Genomic DNA, 16841 nt, shown 5'->3' on the forward strand with positions numbered 1-16841 from the left:
GGATCAGGCGCGTTTGGTCGCGATATCGGCCACGCCCAAAACGGCCATCACCTTGGCCTCGATATCCGCCGCACTCAGGCCCGCGACCTCGTACATCGCCTCGGGGCTTGCCTGATCAATGAACGTGTCGGGCAGCACCATGGACCGGAATTTGATCCCGCGGTCGAACACACCGTCGTTGGCGAGGAAATCGGCCACATGTGACCCGAATCCGCCGATAGCGCCCTCTTCGATCGTGATAAGAACCTCGTGGTTCGCGGCCAGATTGCGGATCAGATCCTCATCAAGCGGTTTGGCAAACCGGGCATCGGCCACGGTGCACGACACGCCCCGTGCCTCCAGGGCTTCCGCCGCCCGCATGGTTTCCTCAAGGCGCGTGCCAAAGGACAACAGCGCCACGCGCGTGCCCTCCTTGACGATCCGGCCCTTGCCGATCTCGAGCGGAATACCGCGCTCGGGCATCTCGACACCGACCCCCTCGCCACGCGGATACCGGAACGCAATCGGCCCGTCATTATGCGCCGCAGCCGTAGCCACCATATGGACCAACTCGGCCTCATCAGCGGCAGCCATCACCACCATACCGGGCAGGTTGGACATAAAGGCCACATCGAACGATCCCGCATGGGTCGCGCCATCGGCCCCGACCAGACCCGCACGATCAATCGCGAACCGCACGGGAAGGCGCTGAATCGCCACATCATGCACCACTTGGTCGTAACCACGTTGCAGGAACGTCGAATACATCGCGCAAAACGGTTTCAGCCCGCCCGCGGCCAGACCCGCTGCGAAGGTCACGCCATGCTGCTCGGCAATGCCCACATCGAAACACCGCGACGGGTAGCGCTCCGCGAACAGGTTCAATCCCGTGCCATCGGGCATCGCCGCCGTTACCGCGCAAATCTTGTCATCGCGCGCCGCCTCATCCAAAAGCGCCTTGGCAAACACAGCGGTATAGGACGGCGCGTTTGACTTCGCCTTTTTCTGCTTGCCCGTCACCACATCGAATTTCGCAGTCGCGTGACCTTTGTCAGCGGCGGCCTCGGCGGGGGCATAGCCCTTGCCCTTTTTCGTGATCGCGTGGATCAGGATCGGACCCGTGGCCCGCGCCTTCACCGTGCGCAGAACCGACAGCAGTTGATCCAGATCGTGACCGTCAATCGGACCGACATAGGAAAATCCCAACTCCTCGAACATCGTCCCGCCCACGGTCATGCCCTTGAGCATTTCCTTGGCCCGCTTTGCGCCCTCCTGAAACGGATGCGGCAGCAACGACACCGCCCCCTTGGCCGCCGCTTTCAATTCCTGGAACGGCGCCCCCGCGTACAGCCGCGACAGATAGGACGACAGCGCCCCCACAGGTTCCGCAATCGACATCTCGTTGTCGTTGAGAATGACAATCATCCGCTTGCCCAGATGACCCGCGTTGTTCATGGCCTCGAACGCCATGCCCGCCGACATCGACCCGTCGCCGATCACCGCAATCGCATCGCCAATCCCGTGCTCGGTCGCCCCACCCAGATCACGCGCCACCGCAAACCCGAGGGCGGCGGAAATCGACGTCGAACTATGCGCGGCGCCAAACGGATCATAGGGGCTTTCAGAACGCTTGGTGAACCCCGACAAGCCGCCCGGTTGGCGCAGGGTGCGAATGCGATCGCGCCGCCCCGTGAGGATTTTATGCGGATAACACTGGTGCGACACGTCCCAGATCAACCGGTCCTTTGGCGTGTCGAACACCGCATGAAGCGCCACAGTCAACTCGACCACACCCAGACCCGCACCAAGATGCCCACCCGTCTCGGACACGGCCGAAATCGTCTCGGCCCGCAACTCCCCTGCAAGGCGTTTGAGCTCGCCATCGCTGAGCGTCTTCATATCGGCGGGGACCGTGACACGGTCAAGGATCGGTGTTTGGGGGCGGTCGGACATTGTCGCAACTCCTGCCTTAAGTTTCACGCGAGATAACGAAACGGGCCACATCCCGCAAGGCATCCGCACGCGAGCCATAATGACTCAACGCCGCACAGGCCTCATCGACCAGATCACGCGCACGCGTTTTCGCACCCGCAAGACCCAAAAGAGAGACAAACGTGGCCTTGCCCGCATCGGCATCCTTGCCAACGGCCTTGCCCGTTTTCTCTGCGTCGCCTTCGATATCTAGAATATCATCCTGGATCTGGAACGCCAAACCCACGGCTTTGGCATAATGGCCCAGTGCCGTGGGATCGGCCCCGCCCAAAATCGCCCCCGCACGCGCGGACCATTCGATCAACGCGCCGGTCTTGTTGGCCTGTAATTCGGTGATCGCCGCAAGGTCGAGCGGGACCGGCGCGGTTTCCGCCGCGATGTCCTGTGCCTGACCCAACACCATGCCGCCAATGCCCGACGATTTGGCCAAAGATGCGATCAATTCGACCCTGATCCGGCTCGATGCGCCCAATTCGGGACGGGTCAACAAATCAAACGCAAGTGTCTGAAGCGCATCCCCCGTCAACACGGCGGTGGCCTCGTCCCACCGTTTATGCACGGTCGGCTGACCACGGCGCAGGTCGTCATCATCCATGCACGGCAAATCATCATGGACGAGGGAATAGGCGTGGATGGCCTCGATCGCGGCGGCGGCCCAGACGGATTGCGCGGGCGCAACACCATGAAGCTGCGCCCCCTCCATCACCAAAAACGCCCGAAGCCGTTTGCCGCCCCCCAAGGCATAGCGCATTGCAGCCTCGACAGGGCGATTGCCCAGCGGTGCGAGGGCCGCATCGAAACACGCATCAACGGCGCGATGACAGTGGTCCATCCGGCTTTGCATTACAGACCTTCGACGGGCGTTGTTCCCGTGGCCTGACCGTCGCCGCCGACGGAAATCCGGTCAACCTTTTCTGCGGCATCTTTGAGTTTGGTTTCACAATGCGCTTTGAGTTTCGCGCCGCGTTCATAGAGCGCGATACTGTCCTCAAGTGCGACATCGCCGCGCTCGAGTTTGCCCACAACCTGATCGAGTTCCGCCATAGCGGCTTCAAAACTCATTTGGTCTACGGCTGTATCGGTCATGTGAGGCTCCCCGGCGATAATCACGTCGCCCCCAAACTAGTGCGTCAGGACAGTTAGCGCCACCCGCTTTTGTGTTAACATCCGCCTGACCTGCACCGTTATTCAGGGACGAGCATATACCCCTCACCGCGCACCGTTTGCAGGTAACGCGGTTGGCGTGGATCGGTTTCCAACTTGCGGCGCAACCGGGTGATTTGAACGTCCACGGCGCGCTCTTGGGCCTGACCGCCATCGCGGCCCAACCGCTCCACAAGATCCGTGCGCGACACGGCCACGGCGGGCGTGGCGGCAAAGATGCGCATCAATTGGCTTTCGGTCGCCGTGAGGCGCAAAGGCGTATCGCCCTGCCACAGTTCACCACGCTCGATATCGTAGCGAAACAGACCCAAAAGCAGGTGCTTTGGTACCTGATCCGTGGTGTCCTCGTCCGGAACCCGTCGCAAAACGGCGTTGATCCGCAACAGCAGTTCTTTGGGTTCGAACGGTTTGGCGATGTAATCATCGGCCCCCGCCTCAAGCCCCGCAATCCGGTCCTCGGTCTCGCCCTTGGCCGTCAAAAGCATGATCGGGGTCGCGATGCGCATCCTCAAATCACGGGTCAGCGCAATCCCGTCCTCGCCCGGCATCATCACATCAAGGACGATGAGGTCAAATTCCAACCCCGCCAACAGCCGCCGCGCATGGGCCGCATCCCGCGCCGATGTGACGCAAAACCCGTTGCGCATCAGATATTTCTTTAGCAAATCGCGGATCCGCTCGTCGTCATCGACAATGAGAAGGTGAATATCGCTCTTCAACTGTCCCCCTCCTTGAAAGCGTCGAAATGCGCCCTTTGATCGGGATCCATCATAGCCTCAAGCACCTTTCGAAACCCCGCGACAGCCTCGTGGCCCGCCTCGCGGTAGGCCGATCGCATCCGCCCGCGCTGTGCCTCCGACAGCTCCGCCTCAAGCAGCTTGCCCGTATCGGTCAGATACAAATGCCGCTCGCGCTTGTCGCGTTTGCCGATCCGGCTCTCCACCAGACCATCCTCGATCAAGGCCCGAAGCACACGGTTTAGAGACTGTTTTGTAACGCCGAGGATATGCAACAGATTGTTGACCGTCGTCCCCGGCGTGCGGTTGATAAAGTGGACAGCGCGGTGATGCGCACGGCCATATCCGTGTTGGTCAAGGATAAGATCGGGGTCTTGGGTGAACCCGCGATAGGCAAAGAACATCGCCTCGATGCCCTTGCGCAACTGTTCATCCGTGAGAAAGAGAAGCCCTTCGCTCCCCGTATTGCCGCCGCTTTTACCGTCCGCCATACAATCCTCACATCACCAGTCCGTTGCCCGCAATCTTATGTCAGCGTTATTGACATTCCAAGGTCCAATTGGTAGCGACGATCCGATTTCGTGCAATAAAATAACGGCTTCGCGGCGGTATTGTGACACACATCCCACCTCGACCCAATCGGAGGATACACCCTATGGCAGGCGCATATGATGATCGCGACGGCAAAATCTGGATGGATGGCAAACTGGTCGAATGGCGCGACGCGAACGTCCACATTCTGACCCACGCCATGCACTACGCCTCCTCCGTGTTCGAGGGCGAGCGCTGCTACAACGGTAAAATCTTCAAATCGGTCGAACACTCCGAACGCCTTCTGGCTTCCGGCGCCTTGCTCGACATGCCAATCCCCTACACCGTCGAAGAGATCGAAAAAGCCAAATACGATGTGCTCAAAGCCAACGGGTGGGACGATGCCTATGTCCGCGTTGTCGCATGGCGCGGCGCCGGCGAAGATATGGGCGTGGCCTCCAACAAAAACCCCGTCCGCATGGCCGTGGCCGCATGGGAATGGGGCGCCTACTACGGCGACGCCAAAATGAACGGCGCCAAACTCGACATCGCCAAATGGAAACGCCCCTCCCCCGAAACAATCCCGACCGCCGCAAAGGCCGCCGGTCTCTACATGATTTGCACCATGTCCAAACACGCCGCCGAGGCCAAAGGCTGCTCCGATGCGCTGTTCATGGACTACCGCGGCTACGTGGCCGAGGCGACAGGCGCCAACATCTTCTTCGTCAAGGACGGCGAGGTCCACACCCCCGATCCCGATGCCATCCTCAACGGCATCACCCGCCAGACCGTGATCACGATGCTTGAACAAAAAGGCATCAAGGTCCACGTGCGCCGCATCCTGCCCGAGGAACTCGAAGGGTTCGAACAATGCTGGCTCACCGGCACCGCCGCCGAAGTGACCCCCGTGGGCCAGATCGGTGACTACACATTCGAGGTCGGCGCCCTGACCCGCGATATCGCCGAAAGCTACGAAAAACTCGTGCGCGCCTAAGGAATTAACCCGTCCTAAAGGTTAAAATGCGACTCTCCGTCGATCCAATCAGGCGGAGAGTTCTTTTGATCAAGCGCGAAACAATGTTCATCAGCATCACTGCATTTTTGGTCATCGCACCGGCCTTTTTTATGCTCGCAATGTACCACACCACCAAAAATCCGGCGCTGCGCCCGCTCGGGATCACCCTTGAACGGATGATCGAAGCGGGCCATATGAGCGACAGAACACTCATCGTCACACAAATCACCTTTGGCCCGCAGGCCGACGCGAGCCTGTCGCTTGACGATTACCGCGCGGCGTTTACCAAATCCTTTGGCGGCTTCAACACCGAAACACGGGTCCAGTTTCGCACCGCGAAACGCGGCAACGATATCACCGTGCGCTATGAGGTCGGCAACAGCATCATCGGCCCCTTCCCGATTGAACGGGCCGCAGAGGGCATTCGCCCCGCCGTCGAGGCCGAGCGCATGGTGACAAAACAACGCGCCCTCGCGCTGCGCAAGGAACAAGCAAAACTTCAGAACGGTAGCTTCTGGGTCCGTATCCTGTCTGAATAGCGCCGCGACAGCTACATAAGCGCGGTGGTCTTTTTCAACCGCTCGGCGGACAGACCCAATTGCCGCTCACGGTGGATCACCAACAGACCGGACGCCACAATGATGGCCGCCCCGATGATCGTCATCCATGTCGGAACCTCCCCGAAAAAGGCGTAGCCAACAAGGACCGCGAACACCATCGACGTGTATTCAAACGAGGCCAGAGTCGACGCAGGCGCATGACGGTACGACGCCGTCAAAAGGATCTGGCCGACCCCGCCCAAGAGCCCCGCAAGCACCAGTTGGGCCAAAATCCACCCGCTTGGCATGACCCATCCGAACGGAAACGTCAGCCCCGTGACAAGCGTGGCAATCACCGAAAACCAAAACACGATGGAGGTGGTGGATTCCGTTTTGACCATTGTGCGCAGATGCAATTGGATGAACGCCACGATAACGGCGGCAATCAACGCGGCCAGGGCCCCGTATTTCTCCGACGGGGACGGCACGCCGTGCAACATGGTCAGGCGTGGCGACAGGATAATCAACACCCCCACCATCCCGATGGCCACCGCCGTAAACCGGAAAAGGCGCACCCGCTCCTTAAGCAAAACCGCAGAGAACAGCACAATGAAAAGGGGGCGCGCATATCCGATAGCGGTGGCATCGGGCAGCGGCAGATACGCCAATGACGTAAACCCGAGCATCATCGAACACGCCCCCAAAATCCCGCGGATCAAATGCGTTCCGGGGCGCACCATTTTTAGCCCCTGCCGCAACTCGCCGCGTGACAAAAGATAGCCGACAACGACCGGAATGGCGAACAGCGACCGGAAAAATGCGGCCTGAACCGATGGCACTTCGGTGGTTGCCGATTTCACGAAAGACGCCATGGCCAAAAACACCACCAAAGACGCAAGTTTTAATCCGATGCCGCGCATCACGCTCATGGTTTGGTGTCCTTTTGACAGGCCCGTAGGGTAGCGCGTTCAACACCCCGCGCAAGCATTGACCCGTCTACGTTTTTGCAAGCCGCCCTACCGCCCAACGCGCCGCATCCGCGACCGTCGGGTCGGGATCGCGGGTCAATGCGGTGGCCTGTGGCACAAACTTCGGATCGCCCGAGTTGCCAATGGCATACAGGACATTGCGCACGAACCGGTCGCGTCCCACCCGTTTGATCGGGGAGCCGGAAAATTTTTCGCGAAAGGCAGCATCGTCCAGTTGCACCAGTTCGGCCAAGGGCGGCGCACGCAAGTCATCGCGTGCGGCATAGCGCAGCTCTTTGGCCTCCATCGCGAATTTGTTCCACGGACAGGCGGCGAGGCAGTCATCACAGCCGTAAATGCGATTGCCCATCCGCGCCCGCAATTCCTCGTCGACGGGGCCGTGATGTTCGATCGTGAGATAGGAAATACAGCGCCGCGCATCGAGTTGGTATGGCGCGGGGAACGCATCGGTCGGACAGGCATCCAAACAGGCACGGCACGACCCGCATCGCTCGATTTCGGCGGGATCAGGGTCGAAATCTACCGAGGTAAAAATCGCCCCGATGAAAAACCAGCTGCCAATATCGCGCCCCAAAAGATTGGTGTGCTTACCCTGCCACCCCAGTCCCGCCTTTGCGGCGAGCGGCTTTTCCATCACGGGGGCGGTGTCGACGAACACCTTGATCTGGGTGTCCTCGCCCGCCTGCTCGATCAACCAGCGGCCAACGCGTTTGAGACGTTTCTTGACGATATCATGGTAGTCGCGGTTGCGAGCATAGACAGATATTGCGCCGGATTCGGGTCTGTTTACGGCCTCCATCGGATCATCGTCGGGGGTATAGGCCTCGGCCAACATGATCACCGATTTCGCCTCGGGCCACAGCGCGGTCGGATCACCCCGCCACGCCATGCGCTCCTCCATCCACCCCATTTGACCGTGGCGCCCCGCCGCGACAAAGGCCCGCAGACGCGCCATCGCCTCCGGCAAATCCGGCCGCGCGAACCCGACCTTGGAAAATCCTTCCTCCAACGCTTTGGCGCGCACGGTGTCCTTATCGAGATGTGTCACATTCGCCCCTTTCAGGGACAGGATAAATCAAAAATCAAGATCGGCATAATGCGCGGGCGGCGGAAAGCCCGGAACCTGATCCACCAACAGCGACCGGAACGCCGGACGTGATTTGATCTTTGCGTACCAATCCTTGACCACGGCCGAACGGTTCCAATCCACATCCGAGATATAGTCGAGACAGGACAGATGCGCCGCGGCCGTGAAATCCGCAAGCGTCATCGCATCCCCCGCAAGCCACCGGCGACGATCCAGCAACCACGCCATATAATCGAGGTGATACTTGATCCCCTTTGACCCCGCCTTGACGTTCGCCGACACCGGATAACCCGCCTTCATCAACTTGCGGTTCACCCGTTCGTACAACAGGTTCGACGTCACTTCCTGATGGAATTTGTCATCAAACCACGACACCAAACGCCGCACCTCATACCGCCCCTCGGGGTCTTTGGGCATCAACGACGGCGTGGGATAAACCTCTTCGAGATACTCGCAAATCGCCGAGCTTTCCGACAGGTTCATCTCGCCAATGCGCAAAATCGGCACCTTGCCCGCAGGGTTGCGGCGCATGAAATCGGGATCGCGCTCCCAATAGCGCTCCTCCACCAATTCGGCTTCGATTTTCTTTTCCGCAAGCACAAGGCGCACCTTGCGACAAAACGGAGAGAGCGGCACGTGATACAGTCGGTTCATCGGTTAATACTCATTGTTTGCCCCTACTTGCCGTGAATGGCGGGGCGTTTCAATCCTCGAAACAGCCGGCACGGCCATCTGCGGCAATAGTGGCCGCACCATCGGCAATCTGACGCGCACGCCGCTGCACAAACTGGCCCGGCTTACCGGCACTCCGGTCCTTTGGACTGGGCAAAACAGCGGCAAGGCGGGCGGCCTGAATGGCGCTCACCTCGTCAGGCCCGACACCGAAATAATGACGGCTCGCCGCCTCGACCCCGAACACACCCGCGTCAAACTCGGCGATGTTCAGATACACCTCCAATATCCGCCGCTTGCTCCACAACATCTCGACCACCGGCGTCGTGAGCGCCTCGATCGCCTTGCGCGGCCACGACCGCCCATGCCACAAAAACGCGTTCTTGACCGTCTGCTGCGAAATCGTCGAGGCCCCCCGCGCACCACCATGCTCGATCGCATCGCGAATGGCCGCCATATCAAACCCCCAATGCAAACAGAAATTCGCATCCTCGGCGGCAACAACAGACCGCGCCAGAACCGGCGCCATGTCATCAATCGGCGTCCATTGGTAATCCAACTCGCCCTCGCGCATCCGTTCGGCCATCATGTAGGGCGTCACCGGAACGGGGATCACGGCATAGGCCAGAATCCACACGACCCACAACACGACCACCGCCAGACCCAGACGCACAATCCGCCGGCGCACACGACGCAAGAGCCCCATCGGCGCCACATCGCCGCCCTTTGGCGCACGCGTTGCCTGTCGCGCCCGTCCCGACGCCGCCGTTTTGGTGGATTTTCTGGTGGTCTTTTTTGCCATGGGACAGTGGGAACATGGAATTCGTATGAGGGTCAAGCACCGCCACACCCCCACCGCAAAATCACCGCGCGGGTGTGACCAAAAGAAAAGCCCCCGCAGGTGCGAGGGCTTTCCGTAATGCGTCTCTAATCCGGCCTATTCGGCAGGAATCGCTTTCTCTTCGAGCCACAAGGGCGCCGGAATATGGACCAGCATTTCCTTTGGACAGGCCTGTAGGAAATTGCCCTTTTCGACATCCCAGTTCGACAAGATCATGCGGGCCTTGGCGGAGTTTGTTTCCGCCGCGTGCCGCTCGATCAAGGTCTTCAGGTCGTTTTCCCAGTGCTCGACAGTCACACGACAGGTCACGAGCGTCTCAAGGTTCATCAGATCCTCAACGTTGCCCGCAGGGTCATAGAGGTAGGCCATACCACCGGTCATACCGGCCCCGAAGTTGGCGCCAATCGTCCCGAGAATCACCGCCGTACCGCCGGTCATGTATTCACACCCGTTGGACCCACAGCCCTCGATCACCACCTTTGCACCCGAGTTGCGCACAGCGAAACGTTCGCCTGCACGCCCTGCGGCGAACAGATAGCCATCGGTCGCACCGTACAAAACGGTGTTGCCGATAATGGTGTTGTCAGACGCCACAAGCGGCGAATGCATCGGCGGACGCACGGTGATGATCCCGCCCGAAAGCCCCTTGCCCACATAGTCGTTGGCATCACCCGAGACCTCGATTTTCAGACCCGGCGCGGCAAACGCCCCGAGCGATTGACCCGCCGACCCCGTGAGTTTCACGGTCAGGTGGTCAGGCTGAAGATCGTTGCGCATCCCGAAATTGGTGACGATATGCGACGAGGTGCGCGTGCCAACGGTGCGCAACGTGTTTTGCACCGCATAGGACAATTGCATTTTCTCGCCATCGTTGAGGAACCGCGCCGCGTCCGACACAATCTGTGCATCGAGCGTATCAGGCACGGCATTGCGTGGCTTGGAACGGTCGTAAACGATGTTCTCGGCCCCATCCATCGACAACAGCAACGGGTTAAGGTCGAGATCGTCGAGATGCGCAGACCCGCGCGATACCTGTGTCAAAAGATCGGCGCGACCGATGATCTCGTCAACGCTACGTGCGCCGATAGAGGCCAACAGTTCACGGACTTCTTGCGCGTAGAACGTGATGAGGTTCACCACCTTGTCGGCGCTGCCCGAGAATTTCGCACGCAGGTCTTCGTCCTGGGTACACACGCCCACGGGACAGGTGTTCGACTGGCACTGACGCACCATAATACAGCCCATCGCGATGAGTGCGGCGGTGCCGATGCCGTATTCCTCGGCCCCCATCATTGCCGCCATCACGATGTCACGCCCCGTGCGCAACCCGCCGTCGGTGCGCAAGGTCACGCGGTCGCGCAGGTTGTTCATGGCGAGCACCTGATGCGCCTCGGTGAGGCCCATTTCCCATGGCAGACCTGCGAATTTGATCGAGGTCGCCGGAGAGGCGCCCGTGCCACCGTTGTGACCCGAGATCAGGATGACGTCGGCTTTCGCCTTGGCCACGCCTGCGGCAATCGTACCGACACCCGAGGACGCCACGAGTTTCACCGTGACTTTGCACCGCGGGTTGATCTGCTTGAGGTCGTAGATCAGCTGTGCGAGGTCCTCGATCGAGTAGATGTCGTGGTGCGGCGGTGGCGAGATGAGCGTCACGCCTTTGGTCGAGTGGCGCAGCTTGGCAATCAGGTCGGTGACCTTCATGCCGGGCAACTGGCCGCCCTCACCGGGTTTCGCACCCTGAGCCACCTTGATCTCAAGCTCTTCACAGTGGTTGAGATATTCGGCGGTGACGCCAAAGCGCCCCGAAGCCACCTGTTTGATCTTGGCGGACGGGTTGTCGCCATTGGGTTCCGGCGTGAAATCGTCGGGGCTTTCGCCACCCTCACCGGAATCCGACTTCGCGCCAATGCGGTTCATCGCAATGGAAAGCGTGCGGTGCGCCTCGGGCGACAAGGCCCCAAGCGACATGCCCGGCGTGACAAAGCGTTTGCGGATCGACGTGATGCTTTCCACTTCCTCGATCGGAACGGCTTTGCCCAAGGGTTTGATGTCGAGCAGGTCGCGCAGATGGATCGGCGGGTTCGCCTGCATCTTGGCGCTGTATTGCTTCCACATCTCGTAGGACGCGCGATCACAGGCCGATTGCAACATGTGCATCGCTTGTGCTTCCCACGCATGGGTCTCGCCGGATTTGCGGGACTTGTAGAACCCGCCAACGGGCAGGACTTTGCCGCCGTGGAACCCCTGTTTATGCACGGCTTCGGTTTTGCGCTGAATGCCCGCGACGCCGATACCGGAGATGCGCGAATGCATCCCGGGGAAGAATTCGGCAACCATCGCGCGCGACAGCCCCACGGCCTCGAAGTTCAGACCGCCACGGTACGACGAGATCACCGAAATGCCCATCTTGGCCATGATTTTCAACAGACCCGCGTCCACCGCCGCACGGTAGCGCGACACCGCTTCGGTCAGCGTACAATCCAACAGACCACGCTCGATCCGGTCGGCAAGGCTGTCCTCGGCGAGATAGGCGTTCACGATGGTCGCCCCACAGCCGATCAACACCGCAAAATAATGCGGATCAATACACTCGGCCGAACGCACACCAATCGAACAGAACGTCCGCAAACCCTTGCGCGTCAGCCACGAATGCACCGCAGAGGTCGCCAGAATCATCGGCATCGCAACGCGGTCGGCGTTCTGCCCCTGATCCGTCAACACAAGGTGACCACCCCCGGAGCGCACCGCATCCTCGGCCTCGGCCCGAATACGGTCAAGCCCGTCACGCAACGCGTTCGGCCCGCCATCCGCGTCAAAGGTACAGTCGATCTCTTTCATCGGCGCGTTGAAATGCGTCTTGAGCGCATCCAGTTGCGCGTTGGCCACAAACGGGCTCTCCAACACCAAGATCTCGGTCTGGCTGCTGTCCTCATCCAACACGTTCTTGAGGTTGCCGAACCGCGTCTTGAGCGACATCACGCGGAACTCGCGCAAACTGTCGATCGGCGGGTTCGTCACCTGACTGAAATTCTGGCGGAAGAAATGCGACAACGGACGGTACTTTTCCGACAACACGGCAGAGGGCGTGTCATCACCCATCGAGGCCAATGCCTCTTTGCCATCCTCGGCCATCGGCGCAAGGATCTGCTCCAGTTCCTCAATCGAATAACCCGCCGCGATCTGACGCTTTCTAAGCTCCTCACCCGTGAACAGGGTCTTCTCTTCGAGACCGGTCAGTTCCTCATCAAGATCATTGATCTTGCCAACCCACTCACCAAACGGCTGTGCATTGGCCAATGCATCTTTCATCTCCGTGTCCTGATAAAGTTTGCCCTCTTTCATATCCACGGCCAACATCTGACCCGGACCAAGCGCACCCTTCTCCACCACGGTGGCCTCGTCGGTCGGCACCATGCCCACCTCGGACCCCGCAATCACCAAACCGTCCCCCGTCACGACATAACGCATCGGGCGCAAACCGTTGCGATCCAGACCGGCACAAACCCAACGACCATCGGTCATGGCAAGCGCTGCGGGACCGTCCCACGGCTCCATCACCGAGTTCACATAGGAATACATATCGCGCCACGACTGTGGCAACTCCTGTGCGTTCTTGGACCACGACTCAGGCACCAACATGGTTTTCGCCATCGGCGCCGTGCGACCCGCACGCACCAGAACCTCGAACACCGCGTCAAGCGCGGCACTGTCCGACGAACCTTGCGGGCAGATCGGCTTGATGTCCTCGGCCATGTCACCGAACGTGGACGACGCCATGCGGATCTCGTGGCTCTTCATCCAGTTCAGGTTGCCCTTGAGCGTGTTGATCTCGCCGTTATGCGCCAACATGCGGAACGGCTGCGCCAACCACCACTGCGGGAATGTGTTGGTCGAATAGCGTTGGTGATAAATCGCAAAGGCGGACTCAAAACGCGCGTCCATCAGATCGGGATAGAACTCGGCCACCTGCTCGGCCAACATCATGCCCTTGTAGATGATCGAGCGGCACGACAGGCTACAGATATAAAGCTGACCAATGCCCGCGGCGGCGGCGGCTTTTTCAATCCGGCGACGAATCACATAAAGCTCGCGCTCGAATGTTTCCTCATCCACACCTTTGGAATTCGAAATCAGGATCTGCTCGATCTCGGGGCGGGTCGCGTTGGCCTTTTCACCCAAACAGGACGTGTCCACGGGGACGTGACGCCACCCGTAGATGTAATACCCCATGCGCAACACTTCGCTCTCGACGATTGTGCGACACGTTTCCTGTGCGCCAAAATCGGTGCGCGGCAAGAACACCTGACCCACGGCCAACAACTCGCCCTTGCGCGGCGTGTGGCCCGTGCGCTCGACCTGATCGTAAAAGAACGGAACAGGGATCTGGACGTGGATGCCCGCGCCGTCCCCCGTCATGCCATCGGCGTCAACCGCACCACGGTGCCAGATGGCCTTCAACGCGGTGATGCCGTTTTCAACGACCTTGCGGGACTTCGATCCATCAATGGAAACAACAAGCCCGACACCACAAGAGGAGTGTTCATCCTCTTCGCGGAACAAGGAGTGCTCGGCCATGTAAGCGCGTTTTGCTTCTTCGCGTGCGGCCCATTTTTCATCGTATACTGTCATTGTATAACCCTTCCTTCGTTGGTGGGTCAGGACGGTTGTCCTATTTTGAAATCTGATCGGGTGCGCAACGTTCGGTGGGTCCGACACATGTCCGACAACTGTCCGACGGGGGTCTGACCGGCAATTTTACCCGATATCGCTGCGCAATCCCTGTCCTACTTTTTCACTCTGCGGCCACGGCAGCGGCGGCGTTGACCTGTTCGAGAATCGCATCGGCGGCCTCACGGCCATCGCGGATTGCCCAGACAACCAAAGACGCGCCACGTTGAATATCGCCACAGGCATAGACACCGGGGAGCGCGGTCGCGTGGGTCTTGAAATCGGCCAGAACGGTGCCCCAGCGCGTGACGTCCAACCCGTCAGTGCCCCAGAGTTCGGGCAGATTTTCAGGCTCGAACCCGAGCGCCTTGACGACCAGATCGGCCTCTTCGACATAGTCCGCACCCTCGATCAATTCGGGGGACTGGCGACCGGAGGCATCGGGTGCGCCGAGGCGCATTTTCTGCACCATGACGCCCGTGACCGGATCACCCGCAAACCCGTTGGGGGCCGCGAGCCAGACGAATTCCACGCCTTCCTCTTCGGCGTTCTGGGTTTCGCGTTGCGAGCCGGGCATGTTGGCGCGGTCACGACGGTAGAGGCATTTGACGGATGTGGCGCCCTGACGGATCGCGGTGCGCACACAGTCCATCGCCGTGTCACCGCCGCCGATCACGACGACTTTTTTGCCCGCTGCGTTCAACTCTCCGCTCTCGTATTCGGCGACTTTATCGCCAAAACCGACCTTGTTGGAGGCCGTGAGATAGTCGAGTGCGCGCACGATCCCTTTGGATCCCGAACCCGGTCCCTGAAGGTCGCGGGACTTGTAAACACCCGTTGCGATCAACACAGCATCGTGTTTCGCGCGCAGGTCATCGAACGAGATGTCCGTGCCAACGTTACAGTTAAGTACGATTTTGACGCCGCCCTCTTCGAGTTGTTTGACGCGGCGCAGAACGATGTCTTTTTCCAGTTTGAAGCTCGGGATGCCGTACATCATCAGGCCACCGGCGCGGTCGGAGCGCTCGTAGACCGTGACCTGGATACCTTGGCGGCGCAGACGGTCGGCGGCGGCCAGACCCCCCGGGCCGGAGCCGATGATGCCAACGCTCTCGGTGCGCTCGTGTGTCGGTGCAATCGGCTCGACCCACCCCTCGTCAAAGGCGGTGTCGGTGATGTATTTCTCGACCGAACCGATGGTCACAGTGCCGTGGCCGGATTGCTCGATGACACAGTTGCCTTCGCACAGACGGTCCTGTGGACAGATGCGCCCGCAAATCTCCGGAAACGTATTGGTTTCCTGAGACATCTCATAGGCTTCTTTCAGGCGACCGGAGGCCGTCAGGCGCAACCAGTCGGGAATGTTGTTGTGCAACGGACAGTGCGTCTGGCAATACGGCACGCCACACTGAGAACAGCGCGAAGCCTGCTCCGCCGCCTTCTCCTTTGCGAACTCCGCATAGATTTCATTGAAATCTTCCTTACGGACCTCCGCCGTCCGCTTTTCAGGCATATCACGCCCGACCGACACAAATTTCAGCATAGGCTCTTTTGCCATAACGCACTATCCCCATGAGTTGACGAGATTTGCGCCCTATCTACACAAGCCAAGTTCAAAAGAAAAGTCATAAGTGCTGACGTATTATGGATTTGAATTGACAGCTCATCATAAAATTTACATTTTTTCTGATCTTATAGGTAAGCTTGTATGACTTATATTTGGTCTTCTTATTGAGATTAAATGAGTTTATCGTTTCAGAAATAGTGCAAAAAAGAGACCTCTATGAGCACCTTCTACCTTCTTCTTGTTGCTCTCATTCAGGGCCTCACTGAATTTCTTCCTGTTTCTTCCTCGGGGCACCTGATTCTCCTACCCCAACTCACAGGAATGCGGGATCAGGGCCTGACCATCGACGTGGCCGTTCATGTCGGCACCCTTGGTGCAGTGATCCTGTTTTTCTGGACCGACGTGAAATCGGGCCTTGCCGGCATTCCACGCATGCTGACGGGCCGGATCGACACACAAGGCTCAAAACTCGCCTTCCTCCTCCTCGTCGCCACCGTTCCCGTCATCGTCGTAGGCCTCATCGCCAAAGTAACCGGCCTCGCAGATGCGATGCGGTCCATCACCGTTATCGGATGGGCCATGCTGATCTTTGGCCTTGTCCTGTACTGGTTCGACAAAAAAGGTGAGGACTCCAAAATAGCCACCGACTGGAACCGGCGCGACGCCATTATTCTCGGCCTGTGGCAAGCCATCGCACTCATCCCCGGCACCTCCCGCTCAGGGATCACCATCACCGGCGCGCGCGCATTGGGCTACACCCGCGAAGACGCGGCCAAGATTTCCATGCTGATGTCGATTCCCACGATCATCGCCTCGGGCATCCTGCTTGGCATTGATGTCGCGGGCGAGGCAGATATCGAGATGATGAAATACGCCGCACTCGGCGCAGCCTTTGCCTTTGTCGCTGCCCTCCTTGCTCTCACCCTGATGATGCGCCTGTTGCGGTCAGTCAGCTTTGCGCCCTACGTCTATTACCGTGTGATCCTTGGTCTCGTTCTTCTGGCAATGGCCTACTCCTAAACATGAAAAAACGCGCCCCGAATGGAGCGCGTTTTAT

General features: G+C 59.5%; 14 protein-coding genes. 3 read left to right on the top strand and 11 right to left on the bottom strand.

The window, feature by feature from the left end; all coding sequences use genetic code 11:
• Positions 1 to 3: 3 nt before the first annotated feature.
• From dxs to ACN0Q0_RS03985, 5 genes are all read right to left on the bottom strand, one after another.
• Positions 4 to 1932, bottom strand: coding sequence for a 1-deoxy-D-xylulose-5-phosphate synthase (dxs, locus tag ACN0Q0_RS03965; protein ID WP_417242070.1), 1929 nt, complete (start codon positions 1930 to 1932; stop codon positions 4 to 6).
• A 16-nt stretch (positions 1933 to 1948) separates the two neighbouring features.
• Positions 1949 to 2803: a polyprenyl synthetase family protein gene (locus ACN0Q0_RS03970; protein ID WP_417242071.1), complete on the bottom strand. Its 855-nt coding sequence runs from the start codon at positions 2801 to 2803 to the stop codon at positions 1949 to 1951.
• A gap of 11 nt (positions 2804 to 2814) precedes the next feature.
• Positions 2815 to 3057 (bottom strand): exodeoxyribonuclease VII small subunit, encoded by a 243-nt coding sequence (locus ACN0Q0_RS03975; protein WP_417242072.1) that lies wholly within the window; start codon positions 3055 to 3057, stop codon positions 2815 to 2817.
• 98 nt (positions 3058 to 3155) lie between these two features.
• Complete coding sequence (locus tag ACN0Q0_RS03980; RefSeq protein WP_417242073.1) at positions 3156 to 3854, bottom strand: response regulator; 699 nt, start codon at positions 3852 to 3854, stop codon at positions 3156 to 3158.
• Positions 3851 to 4363: a MarR family winged helix-turn-helix transcriptional regulator gene (locus ACN0Q0_RS03985; protein WP_417242074.1), complete on the bottom strand. Its 513-nt coding sequence runs from the start codon at positions 4361 to 4363 to the stop codon at positions 3851 to 3853. The genes ACN0Q0_RS03980 and ACN0Q0_RS03985 overlap by 4 nt, the downstream gene beginning before the upstream one ends.
• 164 nt (positions 4364 to 4527) lie before the next feature.
• Here ACN0Q0_RS03985 and ACN0Q0_RS03990 point away from each other — a divergent pair, with 164 nt between their 5' ends.
• Both ACN0Q0_RS03990 and ACN0Q0_RS03995 read left to right on the top strand, forming a co-directional pair.
• Positions 4528 to 5397 carry a branched-chain amino acid aminotransferase gene (locus tag ACN0Q0_RS03990; RefSeq protein WP_417242075.1) on the top strand — a complete coding sequence of 290 codons (870 nt, stop codon included), beginning with the start codon at positions 4528 to 4530 and terminating at the stop codon, positions 5395 to 5397.
• Between the two features lie 83 nt (positions 5398 to 5480).
• On the top strand, positions 5481 to 5957 hold the full coding sequence (locus tag ACN0Q0_RS03995) for a hypothetical protein (RefSeq protein WP_417242076.1): 477 nt from the start codon (positions 5481 to 5483) through the stop codon (positions 5955 to 5957).
• Positions 5958 to 5968: 11 nt separating this feature from the next.
• Here the strand turns inward: ACN0Q0_RS03995 and ACN0Q0_RS04000 are convergent, their stop codons facing one another.
• The 6 genes from ACN0Q0_RS04000 to ACN0Q0_RS04025 form a co-directional block, all read right to left on the bottom strand.
• On the bottom strand, positions 5969 to 6886 hold the full coding sequence (locus ACN0Q0_RS04000; RefSeq protein ID WP_417242077.1) for a DMT family transporter: 918 nt from the start codon (positions 6884 to 6886) through the stop codon (positions 5969 to 5971).
• Positions 6887 to 6953: 67 nt separating this feature from the next.
• Positions 6954 to 7994: a tRNA epoxyqueuosine(34) reductase QueG gene (gene queG / locus ACN0Q0_RS04005; protein WP_417242078.1), complete on the bottom strand. Its 1041-nt coding sequence runs from the start codon at positions 7992 to 7994 to the stop codon at positions 6954 to 6956.
• Between the two features lie 27 nt (positions 7995 to 8021).
• Positions 8022 to 8687 carry a glutathione S-transferase family protein gene (locus ACN0Q0_RS04010; RefSeq protein ID WP_417242079.1) on the bottom strand — a complete coding sequence of 222 codons (666 nt, stop codon included), beginning with the start codon at positions 8685 to 8687 and terminating at the stop codon, positions 8022 to 8024.
• A 49-nt stretch (positions 8688 to 8736) separates the two neighbouring features.
• Complete coding sequence (mtgA, locus tag ACN0Q0_RS04015) at positions 8737 to 9507, bottom strand: monofunctional biosynthetic peptidoglycan transglycosylase (protein WP_417242080.1); 771 nt, start codon at positions 9505 to 9507, stop codon at positions 8737 to 8739.
• 135 nt (positions 9508 to 9642) lie between these two features.
• Complete coding sequence (gltB, locus tag ACN0Q0_RS04020) at positions 9643 to 14178, bottom strand: glutamate synthase large subunit (protein WP_417242081.1); 4536 nt, start codon at positions 14176 to 14178, stop codon at positions 9643 to 9645.
• Between the two features lie 163 nt (positions 14179 to 14341).
• A complete protein-coding gene (locus ACN0Q0_RS04025) occupies positions 14342 to 15775 on the bottom strand; it encodes an NAD(P)-dependent oxidoreductase (protein WP_417242082.1) in 1434 nt (477 codons plus the stop codon).
• A gap of 225 nt (positions 15776 to 16000) precedes the next feature.
• Between ACN0Q0_RS04025 and ACN0Q0_RS04030 the strand changes: the two genes are divergently transcribed.
• On the top strand, positions 16001 to 16804 hold the full coding sequence (locus ACN0Q0_RS04030) for an undecaprenyl-diphosphate phosphatase (RefSeq protein ID WP_417242083.1): 804 nt from the start codon (positions 16001 to 16003) through the stop codon (positions 16802 to 16804).
• Positions 16805 to 16841 lie beyond the last annotated feature (37 nt).

The organism is Celeribacter sp. (genome assembly GCF_048259695.1).
In the GTDB taxonomy this organism is placed as follows: Bacteria; Pseudomonadota; Alphaproteobacteria; order Rhodobacterales; family Rhodobacteraceae; genus Celeribacter.

Excerpts from the sequence above, each read along its gene's own strand:
- dxs (WP_417242070.1), bottom strand. The coding sequence starts at position 1,932 with ATGTCCGACCGCCCCCAAACACCGATCCTTGACCGTGTCACGGTCCCC.
- ACN0Q0_RS03970 (WP_417242071.1), bottom strand. The coding sequence starts at position 2,803 with ATGGACCACTGTCATCGCGCCGTTGATGCGTGTTTCGATGCGGCCCTC.
- ACN0Q0_RS03975 (WP_417242072.1), bottom strand. The coding sequence starts at position 3,057 with ATGACCGATACAGCCGTAGACCAAATGAGTTTTGAAGCCGCTATGGCG.
- ACN0Q0_RS03985 (WP_417242074.1), bottom strand. The coding sequence starts at position 4,363 with ATGGCGGACGGTAAAAGCGGCGGCAATACGGGGAGCGAAGGGCTTCTC.
- ACN0Q0_RS03990 (WP_417242075.1), top strand. The coding sequence starts at position 4,528 with ATGGCAGGCGCATATGATGATCGCGACGGCAAAATCTGGATGGATGGC.
- ACN0Q0_RS03995 (WP_417242076.1), top strand. The coding sequence starts at position 5,481 with ATGTTCATCAGCATCACTGCATTTTTGGTCATCGCACCGGCCTTTTTT.
- ACN0Q0_RS04000 (WP_417242077.1), bottom strand. The coding sequence starts at position 6,886 with ATGAGCGTGATGCGCGGCATCGGATTAAAACTTGCGTCTTTGGTGGTG.
- ACN0Q0_RS04010 (WP_417242079.1), bottom strand. The coding sequence starts at position 8,687 with ATGAACCGACTGTATCACGTGCCGCTCTCTCCGTTTTGTCGCAAGGTG.
- mtgA (WP_417242080.1), bottom strand. The coding sequence starts at position 9,507 with ATGGCAAAAAAGACCACCAGAAAATCCACCAAAACGGCGGCGTCGGGA.
- gltB (WP_417242081.1), bottom strand. The coding sequence starts at position 14,178 with ATGACAGTATACGATGAAAAATGGGCCGCACGCGAAGAAGCAAAACGC.
- ACN0Q0_RS04025 (WP_417242082.1), bottom strand. The coding sequence starts at position 15,775 with ATGGCAAAAGAGCCTATGCTGAAATTTGTGTCGGTCGGGCGTGATATG.
- ACN0Q0_RS04030 (WP_417242083.1), top strand. The coding sequence starts at position 16,001 with ATGAGCACCTTCTACCTTCTTCTTGTTGCTCTCATTCAGGGCCTCACT.